The sequence below is a fragment of the Pseudomonas brassicacearum subsp. neoaurantiaca genome (assembly GCF_013608025.1).
Taxonomy (GTDB): domain Bacteria; phylum Pseudomonadota; class Gammaproteobacteria; order Pseudomonadales; family Pseudomonadaceae; genus Aquipseudomonas.
The window spans coordinates 176,205-192,796 of the sequence record NZ_VDLV01000055.1 but is presented as its reverse complement, the minus strand read 5'-3'; the positions used below and the strand labels follow the sequence as shown (position 1 = coordinate 192,796).

12 protein-coding genes are annotated in these 16,592 nt (G+C 61.9%); 4 read left to right on the top strand and 8 right to left on the bottom strand.

The genetic code is table 11. The annotated features are described in order from the left end of the window. Positions 1-17: 17 nt before the first annotated feature. The gene (locus FHK92_RS24920) at positions 18-623 is read right to left on the bottom strand and encodes a tRNA-(ms[2]io[6]A)-hydroxylase (protein ID WP_181290460.1); all 606 of its coding nucleotides are present in this window, start codon (positions 621-623) and stop codon (positions 18-20) included. A gap of 158 nt (positions 624-781) precedes the next feature. Between FHK92_RS24920 and FHK92_RS24915 the strand changes: the two genes are divergently transcribed. Beyond that, entirely contained in the window at positions 782-1,645 is an 864-nt protein-coding gene (locus FHK92_RS24915; protein WP_181290459.1) for a universal stress protein, read from the top strand. Positions 1,646-1,852: 207 nt separating this feature from the next. Here FHK92_RS24915 and FHK92_RS24910 read toward each other — a convergent pair whose 3' ends face one another. Continuing rightward, a complete protein-coding gene (locus FHK92_RS24910; protein WP_181290458.1) occupies positions 1,853-2,323 on the bottom strand; it encodes a DUF1289 domain-containing protein in 471 nt (156 codons plus the stop codon). A 406-nt stretch (positions 2,324-2,729) separates the two neighbouring features. Here FHK92_RS24910 and acnB point away from each other — a divergent pair, with 406 nt between their 5' ends. Then, positions 2,730-5,339, top strand: coding sequence for a bifunctional aconitate hydratase 2/2-methylisocitrate dehydratase (acnB, locus tag FHK92_RS24905; protein ID WP_181290535.1), 2,610 nt, complete (start codon positions 2,730-2,732; stop codon positions 5,337-5,339). Positions 5,340-5,629: 290 nt separating this feature from the next. On the opposite strand, the gene FHK92_RS24900 is transcribed toward acnB, so the two are convergent. Next, positions 5,630-6,910 (bottom strand): serine/threonine transporter, encoded by a 1,281-nt coding sequence (locus tag FHK92_RS24900; protein WP_181290457.1) that lies wholly within the window; start codon positions 6,908-6,910, stop codon positions 5,630-5,632. Positions 6,911-7,318: 408 nt separating this feature from the next. Here FHK92_RS24900 and FHK92_RS24895 point away from each other — a divergent pair, with 408 nt between their 5' ends. Further along, positions 7,319-8,272, top strand: coding sequence for a 2-hydroxyacid dehydrogenase (locus FHK92_RS24895; protein WP_181290456.1), 954 nt, complete (start codon positions 7,319-7,321; stop codon positions 8,270-8,272). Here the strand turns inward: FHK92_RS24895 and tssA are convergent. The 5 genes from tssA to FHK92_RS24870 are packed head-to-tail and all read right to left on the bottom strand — an operon-like array spanning position 8,269 to position 15,789. Next, complete coding sequence (gene tssA / locus FHK92_RS24890; RefSeq protein ID WP_181290455.1) at positions 8,269-9,351, bottom strand: type VI secretion system protein TssA; 1,083 nt, start codon at positions 9,349-9,351, stop codon at positions 8,269-8,271. The genes FHK92_RS24895 and tssA overlap by 4 nt on opposite strands. Beyond that, positions 9,348-13,172, bottom strand: a complete 3,825-nt coding sequence (locus FHK92_RS24885; protein ID WP_181290454.1) for a type VI secretion system protein — start codon at positions 13,170-13,172, stop codon at positions 9,348-9,350. Before FHK92_RS24885 ends, tssA begins: the two co-directional genes overlap by 4 nt. Continuing rightward, positions 13,169-13,930 (bottom strand): DotU family type IV/VI secretion system protein, encoded by a 762-nt coding sequence (locus FHK92_RS24880; protein WP_181290453.1) that lies wholly within the window; start codon positions 13,928-13,930, stop codon positions 13,169-13,171. The genes FHK92_RS24885 and FHK92_RS24880 overlap by 4 nt, the downstream gene beginning before the upstream one ends. 18 nt (positions 13,931-13,948) lie before the next feature. Next, positions 13,949-15,280, bottom strand: coding sequence for a type VI secretion system baseplate subunit TssK (tssK, locus tag FHK92_RS24875; RefSeq protein ID WP_181290452.1), 1,332 nt, complete (start codon positions 15,278-15,280; stop codon positions 13,949-13,951). A 50-nt stretch (positions 15,281-15,330) separates the two neighbouring features. Beyond that, the gene (locus FHK92_RS24870) at positions 15,331-15,789 is read right to left on the bottom strand and encodes a type VI secretion protein (RefSeq protein ID WP_181290451.1); all 459 of its coding nucleotides are present in this window, start codon (positions 15,787-15,789) and stop codon (positions 15,331-15,333) included. 224 nt (positions 15,790-16,013) lie between these two features. On the opposite strand from FHK92_RS24870, the gene tssB reads away from it, so the two are divergent. Next, complete coding sequence (gene tssB, locus FHK92_RS24865; protein ID WP_181290450.1) at positions 16,014-16,574, top strand: type VI secretion system contractile sheath small subunit; 561 nt, start codon at positions 16,014-16,016, stop codon at positions 16,572-16,574. The last annotated feature ends 18 nt before the right edge of the window (positions 16,575-16,592 follow it).

Here is a 16,592-nt window from a genome sequence, read left to right as displayed (position 1 = left end):
AGTAGAAACCCCGCGCATTAAAACGCAGGCACACCGCTGTGGAAGCGGAATTCCACATCCGGCGACTCGATCAGCTCCCGCTCGGCGGCGCGGACCTTGTCGATCACCTGGGTGATGTCCTTGGCGTCGCCGTACTGGTAGGCCAGCTTCAAGTAGCCCTGGAAATGCCGGGCCTCGCTTTTCAGCAGGCCGAAATAGAACTTGCCCAGTTCCTCGTCCAGATGTGGCACCAACGCTTCGAAACGCTCGCAGCTACGGGCTTCGATGAAGGCACCGACCACCAGGGTATCCACCAGTTTCACCGGCTCGTGGCTGCGCACCACTTTGCGCAGGCCCGAGGCGTAGCGTCCGGCGGAAAGCTGGCGCAGGCCGACCTTGCGCTTTTTCATCAGGCGCATGACTTGCTCGTGATGCACCAGCTCTTCCCGGGCCAGGCGCGACATCATATTGATCAAGTCAACGTGGGAATGGTACTTGGCGATCAGGCTCAGGGCCGTGCTGGCGGCCTTGAACTCGCAGTTCTTGTGGTCGATCAGCAGCGTTTCCTGATCGGCCAGCGCAGCCTGGACCCAGGCGTCAGGCGTGCGGCAGCCAAGGAATTCGTGGATTTCGGGAAGGATCATGGGGCTCACGGAAAAAGTAATCGAGCAAAGGGCGCCGATTATACCGGCCTGCCTCCAGACCACCAGCCACCGCCGTTGATATGCATCAAGTCGACGGGCCATCCACAGCAACTATAGTTGAGCAACGCCATGCCTCTTTATTGCTGGAGACGCCGAACATGCAAGCCATTCGCAGCATCCTGGTGGTCATCGAACCCGAACATTCGGAAAGCCTGGCGCTCAAGCGCGCCAAATTGATCGCTGGGGTGACCCAAGCCCACCTGCATTTGCTGGTGTGCGACAAACACCACGACCATGCGGGCCTGCTCAGTGTGCTCAAGAGCGCGTTGCTGTCCGACGGCTACAGCGTGACCACCGAGCAGGCCTGGAACGATAGCCTCCACGAAACCATCATCGACGTGCAGCAGGCCGAAGGCTGTGGCCTGGTCATCAAGCAGCATTTTCCCGACAGCCCATTGAAAAAAGCCCTGCTGACCCCGGCAGACTGGAAACTGCTGCGCCATTGCCCGACCCCGGTGCTGCTGGTCAAGACCACCGGCTCCTGGAAGGACCGGGTCATCCTCGCTGCGGTCGATGTCGGCAACGCCGATGGCGAGCACCGCCATCTGCACTCGACCATCATCGACCATGGCTATGACATCGCCCTGCTGGCCAAGGCGCACCTGCATGTCATCAGCGCCCACCCGTCACCGATGCTCTCGTCGGCCGACCCGACCTTCCAGCTCAAAGAAACCATCGAGGCCCGTTATCGTGAACAATGCCGGGCGTTCCAGGCCGAATTCGACATCGACGACGAACATTTGCATATCCAGGAAGGCCCGGCGGACGTGCTGATTCCCTATATGGCCCACAAACTCCAGGCAGCCGTCACGGTGATCGGCACCGTGGCGCGCTCCGGTTTGTCAGGGGTGCTGATCGGCAACACCGCCGAAGCCGTGCTCGACGCGCTGGAAAGCGACGTGCTGGTGCTCAAGCCGCAGGAGGTCGAGGATCACCTGGTGGAGTTGGCGGTCAAGGAGTGAGGCGAACACCGCGACTGATCAAGCCTGCTTTTGTGGCGAGGGAGCTTGCTCCCGCTGGGTTGCGAAGCGGCCCTCGCTCTTGACCTGGAAAATTCTGGTCCTGACAAATCCAGGCGTCTGCTACGCAGCCGAGCGGGAGCAAGCTCCCTCGCCACAAGAGCTACTTAATCCAGAAACTGAAAGCACCTTGCCACACATGAGGGCCTGTCAGCCGCCGATCGCATCCTTCAGGAACCCCGGCGCGATGTAGCGCTGGTAATGCGCTTCGGACAGCAGGAAAAATTCCCGATCAATGGCATCGCGCAGGTCCGGCAGCTCCCAATCGCGGAATTCGGGCAGCAGCACCATGCCGTAGGCTTCGAGGTTGTTGATTACCCGCGCGCCTCGGGCGATCAGTTGATAGGCCCAGCAGTATTCCGACTGGTGCGGCACAAAACGGATCTTGCGCGACTCCAGTTGCTGGCGCAGCAACGCCGAATCGAAAACCTCAAGCTTCGCCACCATCACCTGCACCAGCAGTTGCTCGAGGCGCATCCACACCGCGCGTTTTTCGTCCTCGTTGTAGCCGTTCCAGTGAATCACTTCATGGTGGAACCGCTTGCAGCCACGGCACACCAAGTCACCGTAGACAGTGGAACAGAGGCCGACGCAGGGCGTCTTGATGAGCTGGTTGGGCATAAGGCAACGCACACGCAAAAACAGGACAGGCGGGCATGTTAGCCCTTTGTCTAAGATTGATCACCCCTCAAACCTGGAAGCCCAACTTACCTTTAATTTTTTTTTCCCGTAGAATCAGCCAGCCTTTTAAGGCGCCAATGTCCGTTAGAAGCTGTTTTCAAAGCGTCACGAGCACAGTCGTTCCTTCAGAGCGGTGTTGGCGAAGGGTCTTTCCAGCGGGGAAAGCCCAACGCCAACCCTCATCAGCTCCCGTTCTGCAGGCGTAAAACTTTGAAAGCAGCTTCTGTGAGGAACTCCGGCCATCCTGGCGCGGCGGCTCAAAAAGCCCCATGCGCGCATGAATGCCGTGAGTTTCTGGATGAGCGTCCCGGACACCCATTTGGGACCACTGATGAGGGTAATAACTGTGCTTGAAGCCTACCGCAAACATATCGAAGAGCGCGCAGCACTGGGTATCGTTCCCCAGCCGCTTAACGCCGAACAAACCGCAGGCCTGATCGAGCTGCTGAAGAATCCTCCGGCTGGCGAAGAAGCTTTCCTCGTTGACCTGATCACCAATCGCGTTCCGCCTGGAGTCGACGAAGCCGCCTACGTCAAGGCCGGTTTCCTGTCCGCCCTGGCCAAGGGCCAGGCCCAATCCCCTCTGCTGGACAAGAAGCGCGCCGTCGAACTGCTCGGCACCATGCAGGGCGGCTACAACATCGTGACCCTGGTGGAACTGCTGGACGACGCCGAGCTGGCGCCAGTCGCTGCCGAAGAACTCAAGCACACCCTGCTGATGTTCGATGCCTTCCACGACGTGGCTGAAAAAGCCAAGAACGGTAACGTCCACGCCAAAGCCGTATTGCAATCCTGGGCTGACGGCGAGTGGTTCAAGAAGCGCCCGGTGCTGGCCGACAAGATCAGCCTGCGGGTGTTCAAGGTCACCGGCGAAACCAACACCGACGACCTGTCCCCTGCCCCGGACGCCTGGTCCCGCCCTGACATCCCGCTGCACGCCCTGGCCATGCTGAAAATGGCCCGTGACGGCATCGTTCCGGACGAGCAAGGCAAGACCGGCCCGATGAAGCAGATCGAAGAAATGCGCGGCCAAGGCTTCCCGATCGCCTACGTCGGTGACGTGGTCGGTACCGGTTCCTCGCGTAAATCGGCGACCAACTCGGTGCTGTGGTTCTTCGGCGACGACATCCCTTATGTGCCGAACAAGCGCGCTGGCGGCTTCTGCTTCGGCAGCAAGATCGCCCCGATCTTCTACAACACCATGGAAGATGCCGGCGCACTGCCTATCGAGTTCGACGTGTCGAACATGAACATGGGCGACGTGATCGACCTGTACCCGCACGCTGGCAAGGTCTGCAAGCACGGTACCGACGAAGTCATCACCACCTTCGAAATGAAGACCCCGGTGCTGTTGGACGAAGTCCGCGCTGGCGGCCGTATCCCGCTGATCATCGGCCGTGGCCTGACCGAGAAGGCTCGCGCCGAACTGGGTCTGCCACCGTTCGACCTGTTCAAGAAGCCTGAAGCGCCAGCCGAAAGCACCAAGGGTTTCACCCTGGCGCAGAAGATGGTCGGCAAGGCTTGCGGCCTGGCAGAAGGCCAAGGCGTACGCCCTGGTACCTACTGCGAACCGAAAATGACCACCGTGGGTTCCCAGGACACCACTGGTCCAATGACCCGTGACGAACTGAAAGACCTGGCGTGCCTGGGCTTCTCGGCTGACCTGGTGATGCAGTCCTTCTGCCACACCGCGGCCTATCCGAAGCCGATCGACGTGACCACCCACCACACCCTGCCAGACTTCATCATGACCCGCGGCGGCGTTTCCCTGCGTCCGGGCGACGGCATCATCCACTCGTGGCTGAACCGCATGCTGCTGCCAGACACCGTGGGCACCGGTGGTGACTCGCACACCCGTTTCCCGATGGGCATCTCGTTCCCGGCCGGTTCTGGCCTGGTCGCGTTCGCCGCTGCCACCGGCGTCATGCCGCTGGACATGCCGGAATCGATCCTGGTGCGCTTCAAAGGCAAAATGAAACCTGGCATCACCCTGCGTGACCTGGTTCATGCCATTCCGTACTTCGCTATCCAGAACGGTCTGTTGACCGTCGAGAAGAAAGGCAAGAAAAACGCCTTCTCCGGCCGCATCCTGGAAATCGAAGGCCTGGAAGGCTTGACCCTGGAACAGGCTTTCGAATTGTCCGACGCCTCGGCCGAACGTTCGGCTGCCGGTTGCACCATCAAGCTGTCGAAAGAGTCGATCACCGAGTACCTGCAGTCCAACATCACCCTGCTGCGCTGGATGATCGGCGAAGGCTACGGCGATGCACGTACCCTGGAGCGTCGCGCCCAAGCGATGGAAGCCTGGATCGCCGATCCGCAACTGATGGAAGCCGATGCCGACGCCGAATACGCCGAAGTCATCGAGATCGACCTGGCCGACATCAGCGAGCCTGTGCTCTGCGCGCCGAACGATCCGGACGATGCCCGTCTGCTGTCCAGCGTTGCTGGCGAGAAGATCGACGAAGTGTTCATCGGTTCGTGCATGACCAACATCGGTCACTTCCGCGCTGCCGGTAAACTGCTGGATCAGGTCAAGGGTCAACTGCCAACCCGTCTGTGGCTGTCGCCGCCGACCAAGATGGACGCTCACCAGCTGACCGAAGAAGGCTACTACGGCATCTACGGCAAGGCCGGTGCACGGATGGAAATGCCAGGCTGCTCGCTGTGCATGGGTAACCAGGCACGCGTCGAGCCGAACTCCACCGTGGTCTCGACCTCGACCCGTAACTTCCCGAACCGTCTGGGTGACGGCGCGAATGTCTACCTGGCTTCGGCCGAACTGGCATCCGTAGCATCGATCCTGGGTCGCCTGCCGACCGTCGAGGAGTACATGGAATACGCCGGCAAGATCGACAGCATGGCAGCGGACGTATACCGCTACCTGAGCTTCGACCAGATCGCCGAGTTCCGTGAAGCCGCTGCAAACGCCAACATCCCGGTCGTCCAAGCCTAACGCTCAAGACGCCCAACTAAAAACGCCGCCCTTCTTGCGAGGGGCGGCGTTTTTTTATGCCTGGGATTTCACTGTCGGATGAAACTGTGGGAGCGGGCTTGCTCCCACAGGGATTGAGCATGAACACAAATTTTGAGAACACCCCAAAACCAATGTGGGAGCGAGCTTGCTCGCGATGGCGGCGGCACAGCCAACATCCCTGCCGACTGACCCACCGCTTTCGCGAGCAAGCTCGCTCCCACACGGATTTATGCCGGACGCAATGCCATAAACACCCACAAAAACGCAGGTCAGGCCAAGAGGGAGTAAACCAACGCCGTAATCGCCACCAAGCCCACCGCGACCACAAAGACATTCGAAGCCTGGCCACGGTAGCGGGCCATTGCCGGGACTTTGCGGATGGCGTACATCGGCATCAGGAACAGGATGGCCGCGATCACCGGGCCGCCCAGGGTTTCGATCATGCCCAGGATGCTCGGGTTAAGGGTCGCAACGATCCAGCAAACCACCAGCATGAACGCCGCCGTCAGCCGATCGAGGGTTTTCGGCGCCGGGCGCCGGCCGCTCTTGACGATCAGGCCCTTGAGGCCTTCGCTGGCGCCGATGTAGTGCCCCAGGAACGACTTGGAAATGGCGACAAACGCGATCAACGGCGCCGCAAAGGCGATGGTCGGGTTGCTGAAATGATTGGCCAGATACGACAGGATCGACAGGTTCTGCGCCTTGGCCTCGGCCAGTTGTGTCGGGGACAAGGTCAGCACGCAACTGAACACGAAGAACAGCACCATCACCACCATCAGCACATGGGCGCGGGACAGGATCTGTGAGCTGCGCTCTTCAGCGTTATGGCCGTAGCGACGTTTCTGATCCACCGCAAATGCCGAAATGATCGGCGAATGGTTGAAGGAAAACACCATCACCGGAATCGCCAGCCACAAGGTATGCAGCAATGCGGAAGGCTCCGGCAGCGTCGACGCGGTGGTCAGGATTCCGCCGTTCCAGTGGGGCACGAGGAATACCGCGAGGAACAGCAGCGCCACGATAAACGGATAGACCATCAGGCTCATGGCCTTGACGATCGCCTGCTCGCCGCAACGGACCACGGCCAACAAGCCGAGGATTAGCATCAACGACAACACAACCCGAGGAGGCGGTTGCAGGTGCAACTGATGTTCCAGAAAGCTGCCCACGGTGTTGGTCAGCGCCACGCTATAGATCAGCAGGATCGGGAAGATCGCAAAGAAGTACAACAGGGTGATCAACGCGCCGGCCTTGATACCGAAATGCTCTTCCACCACCTCGGTGATGTCTGCCCCGTCGCGACCGGACAGCACAAAACGAGTCAGGCCCCGGTGCGCATAGAACGTCATGGGGAACGCCAGCACCGCCAGGACCAGGAGCGGCCAGAAACCGCCAAGGCCAGCATTGATCGGTAAAAACAGCGTGCCCGCACCGATGGCGGTGCCAAACAGGCCCAGCATCCACGTCGTGTCTTGGCGACTCCATTGGCTGAGGGTGGCTGGGGCTATCGTTTCAAAGCGCTCTTCGACGCTGTTGGCCTGATCATTCATCCGGTCGGATCTCCGCTTTCCGGTCACATGCACCCGGCCAGGACGAGTCGGAAAACCCCGACAGGCAGCGCCCTGGCCGAAACAGGGGCGCGATTGTCCGGGATTAGCGAGCAGAAGCAAAGACTTAGCTGAGGAGTGGTTTTGCGGAGCAGATCGCTGCGGCAGACGTTGTCCCGTTAATCTCCATTCCCTGTGGGAGCGAGCTTGCTCCGGGCGGCGATCCGACGAAGGCGGCGGCACATTCAGCATCGTTGCAAGCTGAACCACTGCTTCGCGAGCAGGCTCGCTCCCACACGGACAGCGCCCGGATCCAAAAATGCTCCTAAAAAGCCCAAGCTACCTCTCCCTTCGGCTCCTACAATCAGGTTGAATACCTGATGATCGAAAAAGCGCCCACAGGAGCCCAGCATGACTGCAACCGTTCTGGTACTGGTTGAAACCGTTAACGAATACCTGCCGATCCTGGAGCGCCAAGGCTATCACTTGGAACTCGCGCCCACGCCCGCCGAACGCAAGGCAGCGGTTTTCGAACACGGTGAACGGTTCAGCGCGGTGTTGACCCGCGGCCCCTTGGGCTTGACCGCCGAGGAAATGGCCGCCCTGCCCAACCTGAAGATCATCTGCGTGATCGGCGCCGGTTATGAACAAGTGGACCTGCAAGCCGCCAGCGACCGAGGCATCGTCGTCACCAACGGTGCCGGGGTCAACGCCTCGTCGGTGGCCGACCATGCCATGGCGCTGTTATTGGCGTTGGTGCGCGATGTGCCTCGATCCGACGCAGCCCTGCGCCGGGGCGAATGGCCGCGAAGCACGCGCCCTTCCCTCGCCGGCAAGCACCTGGGCGTGCTGGGACTCGGCGCCGTGGGCATGGCGATTGCCAAGCGGGCCGCCCTCGGCTTCGACATGAACGTCAGCTACCACAATCGCCGCGTACGCAGCGACGTACCCTACGCCTTCTGCGCAACGCCCACCGAACTGGCCCGGGTCTCGGATTTTCTGATTATCGCCACGCCCGGAGGGCTGGACACCCGCCAGTTAATCAACAAGCAAGCCCTCGACGCCCTGGGTCCCAACGGATTCCTGGTCAACATTGCCCGCGGCAGCGTGGTCGCCACGACCGAACTCATCTACGCCCTCGAACATCGGCGAATTGCCGGGGCTGCGCTGGATGTATTCGACCATGAACCCGAAGTACCCGACGCCCTGAAGCATTTGTCCAACGTCGTGCTGACACCTCACGTGGCCGGCCTGTCGCCGGAAGCGACACGCGCCATGGTGGAGTTGGTCGGCGATAACCTTAACGCGTTTTTTTCCGGCAAACCGGTGCTGACCCCAGTGGAGCTACCCGACGCGCAGCATTAAAGCACCCCGAGTAACGTCCACAGCCGTCGGGACTCGGCATCGGCACTGATCAGTTCTCCCAGCAGCTCGCTCAGCGGCTTGTTGCCCCACTCAACACCGCGCCGGATCAGATAAGGCACGGGACTGTGAGGTTCGGTACGCGCCAGGTAACCAGCGATGACCAGCAATTGTCGATACGCCTCTTCACGATTGGCCGGTTCCTGGAAGACCTGGGCAGGTGCCGCCGTCGGCTGGGAGGTCGGCGTCGTTGCCACCGTGGGCGTTTGCGCGGGCACGACGGCGGGTTGCTGTGGATGCATCGCGATGAACTCCTCTACCAATGCCAACATGGCTTGCATCACGTCCTGCAAGGATCTGTAGCCCGGCGCCAGATTACCCAGGTAGGCGTCGCTCCAGGCTTCGAGCCGTTGCAGATGTTGCAGGCTCAACATCAGGCTGCCCTGGCGATGCAACCAAAACGACAACGGGGTGCTGCGAATCAGTTCGCTGAGTTTCTTTTGTTCGTTGCGCGCCGCCTCCGCCGAGGCCTTGGCGTTCTTGCTGTCGTTGCCAAGCACTTGCTGGCGCTGCAGGCGCTGCCAATCGTCCAGGCTGAAACCCGCGAAGGCTGGGTCACGGCCATCAAGCAACGGCACCCGCGTCAGCAGCACTTCGCTGTAGCGGCGGGCCAGCCATTCCAGCGGAATCACCCGCCACGATTGATCGCCATCCTCGGCAAGGGGATGCAGGTGTTCCGGATAGCGCTCGCACAGCCCCGCCACCAGTGCCAGGCTGCCCGGCAAGCCCTCCAGCCCGGCCAGGTGCAGCCAGGCCTCCCCCAGCCAGGCGCTGACCATCAGGTCCTTGCTACGCTCCAGCAGCAACGTGGTCGCGAGCCGCTCCAGGTCCGGCCAGAGCGCGCGCTTGATCGAAGACTGCCACACGCCGGTGGGCAGGCTGGTGTCGTCTTCCCGACGCAATTCGCGTAGCTGGTCGTACTCCGTTTCGTAACGCAGATCCTGGCCACAGGGCGACTCGGCGCTGATTGGTTCGAGCAGTTGGCTGACCAACTCGGGCAACGGGGTTATCGGCAAACTCACAGGCCCTCCTCACGGGTGGCAATGGCAGGCCTCGACGCAGGCGCGAGGAAAGGTGACCGCGGCGCCTGTGTCGGCAGCGGCGGGATCGACAGCGGCAATTTGGAACCCTGGCTCATCAACGACAGGCGCACGAACATCAAGGTCTGTTGCGCCGTGCGGGCTTGGGTCTGGGCGGTCACCGGCAGTTGCAGGGCCAGGGGGAAATCGGTGTAGTCGACATTCGGCTGGCGTTGGGCCGAGCCCAGCGAACGCATCAGGCGCAGCAATGACCATGGCCCTTGGTATTCCCACCCGGCTTCGAGGTCGCGCACCACCAGGTTCGGTTGCAACGGGTCGTTGGCCGGGCGCTGGTAGCCGTTGCGGGCCCAACGCAAGGTCAGGCGCACGGGTTGGCCGACCATCCAGCGCAGGTTCTGCTGGCCTTCACCGGGGTAGTTGATCTGCTGGTTGCCGGCGTCCAGGCTCCAGGCGATGACCTGGTCGGCGCCGCGCTCCTCATCGCGATCGGTACGCCAGCGCACGTCCATTTCCACGCCCAGGATGCCGCTCTTGTCCCGCACGAACAGCGGCCCGAGCCAGACACCGGCCTGCTTCAAGCGGTTGAGGAAATCCGCGGCCGCCAACCGCTCCGGCGTCTGGCTCAGCGTCAGCCCGGCCTGGGCCAGGGGCACGCGTGTCTCGATCAATTCCAACAGGTGCTGGACCCGTGCCGGGTCGGCATCACTGGCCCGCACGTCCTGGGAAAACGGGAAGCGGCCCGCCAGGTATTGGTTGAAATAATTGGACAGGTCATTCCAGGCCATCGCCGCCTGGTTCTGTTGCAGGTACAGGCAACGCTGCAGCGCCCCCTGCTGCAATGCGACGGTGCGCCGAGCCAGGTCGCCGCGCCCACCGGACAGGCTGGAGGTCTGCAAGATCTGCGCGCAGGACGCGGTGTCCATCGCATTGAAATCCCGACTTACCAATTGCTCCAACTGGGCAGCCGAGCTGGCCGGGTTCTGATTCTTGTACTTGAGCAGTTCGTCGTTGAGGGCCATGAACCGCGCCACCTGGTCATGCTCCAGGGCGGACAGATCGTCCTGCTGGACGATCAGCCATTCCAGGGCAGGCATGCGCTGTTCGGCGATCTGCAGCATGGCACTGAATTGCTGGTTCAGGTTCAGCTTCAGTTCCTGTGGATCGTTGGCGCCATATAGCTGCAAGCCGAAGTTCTTCGAACCGTCCCAACGCTCGATATCGGCGCGCTGGCTGAATAACGGCTGGGCATCGATTTCGGCCAGGCCATTGTTGATCTGCGCCAATGCCCGGCGATTGAGCAGGCGCTGGAAACGTATCGCCAGGTCGCCCCGGTGCACGTCCATGAAGGCTTTCTGCAACGCCACGGCTTGGGCGGTCTGTACGTTGAAGCCCAGGCCCGGCGACGGCTCGTCGCTTTCATCCAGGCTCAACCACATGGCCCGTGCCGCGGCGTTTTCGGCGGCCTGCATCAGCGCGTCACGGTAATCCGGCGGAATCCGCGACAGCTCTTCGCTGGCATAGCTCTTGTAGCTGGCGAAATAATTCAGGGCGACGCTGAAATCATCACTGCCATCGCCCTGGCCGATTGAATCCGGATTGCCGGTCGACGGATCCTTCTGCATCGCCAACGCCACGAAATCCCGTTTGAACAGCGCTTGCACCGCACCGTCCAGCGCCGTGACATGGTCCTGCAGCACCAGCAAGCCGCTGCCCTGCTGCACCAGCAGATTGTCCCGGGAACCACTCTGGACGATCCACTGGTCGCGAAAATTCTGCTGCAACTTCACCGCCTGGCTCTCCAGGTCCTGTGTGATGTCCGGGCCAAGCAAAGTGCTGTGGCTGACCTTGTCCAGCATCTGGGTGTAGCCCGGCACCAGGTCCTGGCCCTTGCCCCGGCCCCAGGCGGAGTTGGTCAGGCTGACCAGCGTCTGCAGGTCATCGATCAGCGCCGTCAGGTCTTCCAGCTCACTCAAGGAGTTGCCGCTGCCGGCCTCCAGTCGTTGCAGGTGCAACTTGAGATAACCGGCCTGGCGAACGAAGTTGTCCGCCAGGAAGTAATGGTCCAGCCAACGTTGCATCAGGCCGGTGAAATTATCGGCGATAACCGGGCGCGCGGCGTTCAGGTCCAGCCCTTGCAAATCACTGTTTCGCGCATCGAACAGGACCCGGTTGTAAAACTGTGGGCGGCTCAAAGTTCCGGTGTTTAGGCCCAAGGACAACGCGGCGTTGCTCAACTGCACCAGTTCGTCCAGCGGCGCCTTGGGGTCATTCACTACTTGGCTGAACATCTGGTTGTGCTGCTCGAGGCGTGCCGCCAGATCCACCAGCGCCTTGGCCTTCAGGTAGCTCTGCCACTGCGCCGGGTCATCGTTTTCGACGTTGCCCCGCCGCTCGGTGTTGCGGATGGACTTGAGCTGTTCCAGGTCGGAATTGAGCAAGTCTCGCAGCGGTAGTATCCAGTGGTGCCGGGCGGTCAGGCGCAAGCCATCCTCCAACTGCGTGTCCACGGAGGAAAACCAGGATGTGGGGAAGACGACCGAGACATAACGCCAGCGCGGGGCTTTCTCCAAGACGTTCCAGTAGTTCTGCACGTTATGCCGGGTCGGCTCCAGTTGCGGCTGGTCCGGGTCAACGACGATGTGGTTTTTGTGGGCACTGAGGACCAACCGCGACAGTCCCTCGGCGTTTTCCACCGAATCGCGCCAGACCCAGACCATGCCTCCCAACCAGACCAGGCCCACCACCAACGCCACCGCGCCGGCCAGCCGATGACCGCGTTGGCGCACGCGCAGCAAACGAGGCACCGGCTGGGCCAGGCCGCGTTCGGCTATCAGACGTCGCGACCACAATTGCCGGGCAAATACCGTTTGCCGCTGGCCATTGTGATGGACGGTCAAACTGTCGCCGCTGATGGCCGGTGCCTGACTGGCGGTGAAGTACACGCCGCGAAATCGCGGCGCTTCGCCTTGGGCGTTGCCCTGGAATACCGGCTCCAACAAGATCTGCAAGGCTCGTCGCAAGCCTTCGAAGCGTTCCGGCAGGCCATAGAGATCGGTGCTCAGCTGTCCCGACAGCGCACCGATCTCTATGATCGATTGCGCCAGCGCGGCGTTGATCTCATCCAGCGCCTGGTCGCTCCAATGCGACTGCCACGCCGCATCCGGCAAGTAAGGCGACGACCAGCCCAGCATCGACTCGCGCGCCTTGGCAGGCAGCGCGCTGACCAACTCCTGGAACCCGGGCAACTCTTCCATCCCGGTGATCACCACGTAAACCGGCAGGCTGAGGCCAAACCGTTGCAGTAAATCGATAAAAACCCGCCGGACCTTGAGGCTCAGCTCAGTGGTGTGCTCGATGTCATCGAACTTGCTGAACGGTACTGTCCAGATCACTCCGTCCAATGGCCGCTTGCTGCGCAGCCGCAACAGCAGGCCCAGCAGTCGCCACCAGTTGCCCCGTTGCCGGTTCATGCCTTCATCGGGCAGGAACAACGCCTGGGGCACCACCAGTACGGCGCCTTCGGCATCGCAGAACCAGCGCCCGAACCATCCCGCCTTGTCTGTGGGTTGCAAACGCCATTGACTGCACAGCTGGGCACCGTCGGTTTCGTTGCCAAGCATCATCAACCAAGGCGTCTGATAGCGGTCGCGGGTGCCCTGCTCCTGCTCCATTTGGCGCACCGCCCCGTAGAAATTGCGAATCGCCGCGCCGCCCTGGGTTCGCAACCACCAGACCGCTGCCGCGATTACCAGCACCACGACAATGGCGAGAAGCACCAAGGTGACGATGCTCAGGGTGTTCATGAATCCTGCTCCTGGACTGACGACTCGTTCAATTGCAACACCGGTTCGAGCTCCAGGCGGATGTCACGCCAGAAGACCTGCCCCAAGCCAGTCAACAACAGCACCATCGCCACGATCGCCAACCCCAGGCGAAAGCCGTCCGGCAAGGATTGCTGCGTGGGCATACGCGCAGGCGTCGCCGCCGCAGACATCGCCAGGCGCTGGCTGACGTCGACGTAATCGGGTTCGTGCTGCCAGGCAAAGGTGAACAACGCCACGCGCCATTTTTCGTGCTGGACCTGGCCAGGCTCGCCGCGCAAGCGCCCTTGGAATCCCAGGATCAGGCATTGCAGGTAGACATTCGCCAGGTCCCGAGTGCCCGGCATCTGCTCATCCAGCAGTTTCTTGATCGCTGCGGGCAAGCGCTCGCCGGCCTGGCGGCTGGCGTACATGCGTGACTCGAGGGGATGCTGCTGCCAAGCCAGCTGGCCGGGCCAGGTGCTGAACAGCAAGGTCTCGTCCACCAGCGCGACGAAGGCATAGACCAGCGCCTTGACCTGCTCGGAAGCGGCATCGCCGACGGTGGCGTAGGCCACCCGCCAGAGCCGCTGGGCGCCGCGACCGGAAAACTCCACGACCCGATTGACGAGCACCGCAGGGTCGCTGTCCTTGGGCAAGTCTTGCCATTCCTGGGACCACTTCAACCAGGCTTGACGAAACGCGCTGCTCAGCGGCGCCTCGTGCAGACTCCGAACCACCCCGCCACTTCCGTCAGGCATACAACACCCCTTTTGCGATCAGGCACTTTCACTGGCTTGCGCCACGAACAACACCACTTGCCACGGGCTGCTCGCCTGGGCCGAAGCCGGCGCCACGATGTGCAGCGGCAGTTGCCCGTCGAACCATTGCCCGCTCGCGGCCACCACAAACAAACGCGTGTCGTCACCGACGCTGTAGGCCACCTGCTCGTTGCGGCTCATGGCCTGGTGCGGCAAACCACTCATGCGTTGGCGGCTCAGCAGCGCAATGTGGGGCGCCGACGCGATGATCGCGCCGCGCAACCATTCGGCCGCCGCTTGTTCGCCGGCGCCGTTGGGCATGCGCAAACCGATCACCAGGCGTTGATTGGGCTGATCGTCAGGCAACTGGATCGAGAAGACCTGCTCGTTGCGCTCGAACGCCAGGCTGCGGTAGCCGGCGCGGACCAATTCCAGGGTGGTTTCCAGCCAGTCGAGCAGCGGCTCATAGCCGCGCTGCAACTCGAGAAAATCCAACGGCGCAAAAGCCGGGACGCCCGCCAACGGGTCCAGCGCCGACCAGCTCCCGGCCAGCCCCAGCAGCAAACCGTAGAGCGCCTGGGGCGTCGCCACCCGGGTATTCAACGCCCCTTCGACCTCCGGAAAGCGCGCCCACAGGGCCGTCAATTGCCGACGGATCTCCATGGCATCGTCCTGGTTGCCTGCCGCCTGGGCCTGACGCAAGCGACCGGCGAGAAACATGCACTTTTCCCTGGCCCTCGCGCACACCCCGGCCACCCGCCGGCCAAGGGCCGACTCCGGCAGCAAGATCGGCGTTGGCGGCGTATACGGCACGCGCCAGAAACCGCCGCCTTCCTTGCGGATGCGCAGCAATGGCAAGCAGATCGAATCAGCTTTGCTCAATTGCGTGCACAACCTCGGGTTGGGCCGCCAGACGGTGATCGACTCCGGAAACTCGCCGCTGGTGAGGTCTGGCAACGCCTCGCCGACCACTGATTGCAAGCGGCCCTTGAGCGGTAGTAACTGCCCGGCGCGCCACAGCGGGCTGACCGCCAGGTACACGGTCACGGTGGCGTCGTCGGTCTTGTCGATCGCCTCGCTGACGTCCAGTTCCAGGGTTGGCCCGACACCAGCCTGCAGATTGACCGGCAAGCCGTCCGGCAAGGTGACTTGCAATTGCAGCAGGCGTACCTGGCCGGCACTCAGGGCCGAAGGATCGACTTCCAACTGGCTGACGCCCCAGAACCAAGGGTTGCAAGCCCCGGCAAAATGCGCGGCGAGGGCCTCGGCGCGCAGTCCTTGCAACTGAAAATGCTGGGGCAACAGTTGCATGCCCTCGTGCCAGCACACCGCGTCAGGTAACAGGCTCATACGACTCCCTTCGACATCCCAAATCGCCGCGCGAGGCGGCCCACGGTCACTCAAGGCTGTTTGTGCCGATCGTCATTCACGAGGGTCATCTCGCGACTGTCGAACTTCAGCCAGGCCTCGTGCTGATCGTCCAGCCGAAGCCGGTGGGCTCCCGGAGTGTTATAGCTGGCGAAGACCAAAAGTCCAGCGGCGCGCCGGCCCTCCAGCGGGAAGGGTTGGCGGTCGATGAATTGCCCCGGGACCAGCTCCAGCCCCCACACCGACATGAGCTGACGATAGTCGCGCTGGAACTGTTCGCGCTCGGCAAACCACTGGCTGGCGGTAATGCCCGACAGTTGCTTGAGCAGGTCCGGGTCGTTTACCGCGATGAAATCCACGGCGATCGGCGTGTCGTCATTGGCCCGAGGCGCGACGTCCAGGGTCAGGCTGTCGAGGTCGACGCTGGGGGCAAACAACGAGCACCCGCTGAGCGCCAGGCTGAAAAAAAATCCATGAAAAAACGCACGCAAAATGAATCTTCCTTTTCTCAGCGGTCAAAAATTGTTTTTGCTTGCATTTTTATAGACCTGTTCTAGCGTCTTGGATAGTTCGACCCACACGGTCGAATGGACCAGGTTCGTCAAGGGAATGACAGGTTTTCTGCCGTCCATTTGCAACCTGCGGATCAGCAAGGGAATGCGATGAGCGGGACTCCCGATGCATTGCTTCCACACCTGCATCGGAGTCGGCCGCCATGGCAGAAAGTACCCAGCACAAGCTCGATAGAGTCCGTCCTCCCCGCGTCCAGATCACCTACGACGTGGAAATCGGCAACGCCATCGAGAAAAAAGAACTGCCATTGGTCGTCGGCATTCTGGCCGACCTCTCGGGCAAGCCACTGGAGCCGCTGCCCAAGCTCAACGAGCGGCGCTTCACCGAGATCGATCGGGATAATTTCAACGAGGTGCTCGCCTCCATCTCCCCCCGCGCCACGCTGCAGGTGAACAACACCCTCAGCGGCGACGACAGCAAGCTCAATATCGAACTCAACTTCCGGCACATCGACGATTTCGACCCGGTAAAGGTCGTCGAGCAGGTCACGCCGCTGCGCCGCTTGTTCGAAGCCCGGCAGCGCCTGCGGGACCTATTGACCAAGCTCGACGGCAACGATGACCTGGACAAGCTGCTGCGTGACGTCATCGCCAACACCGAAGGCTTGCAGGAGATCAAATCGGCCCGGCCCCAGGACGCGCCGCCAGAGCTGCCGACCGTAGCCGCCAACGATGACCCTGCCCCGGCCGAACCACAGGCCTGATCGCGCGCCTCATTCAAG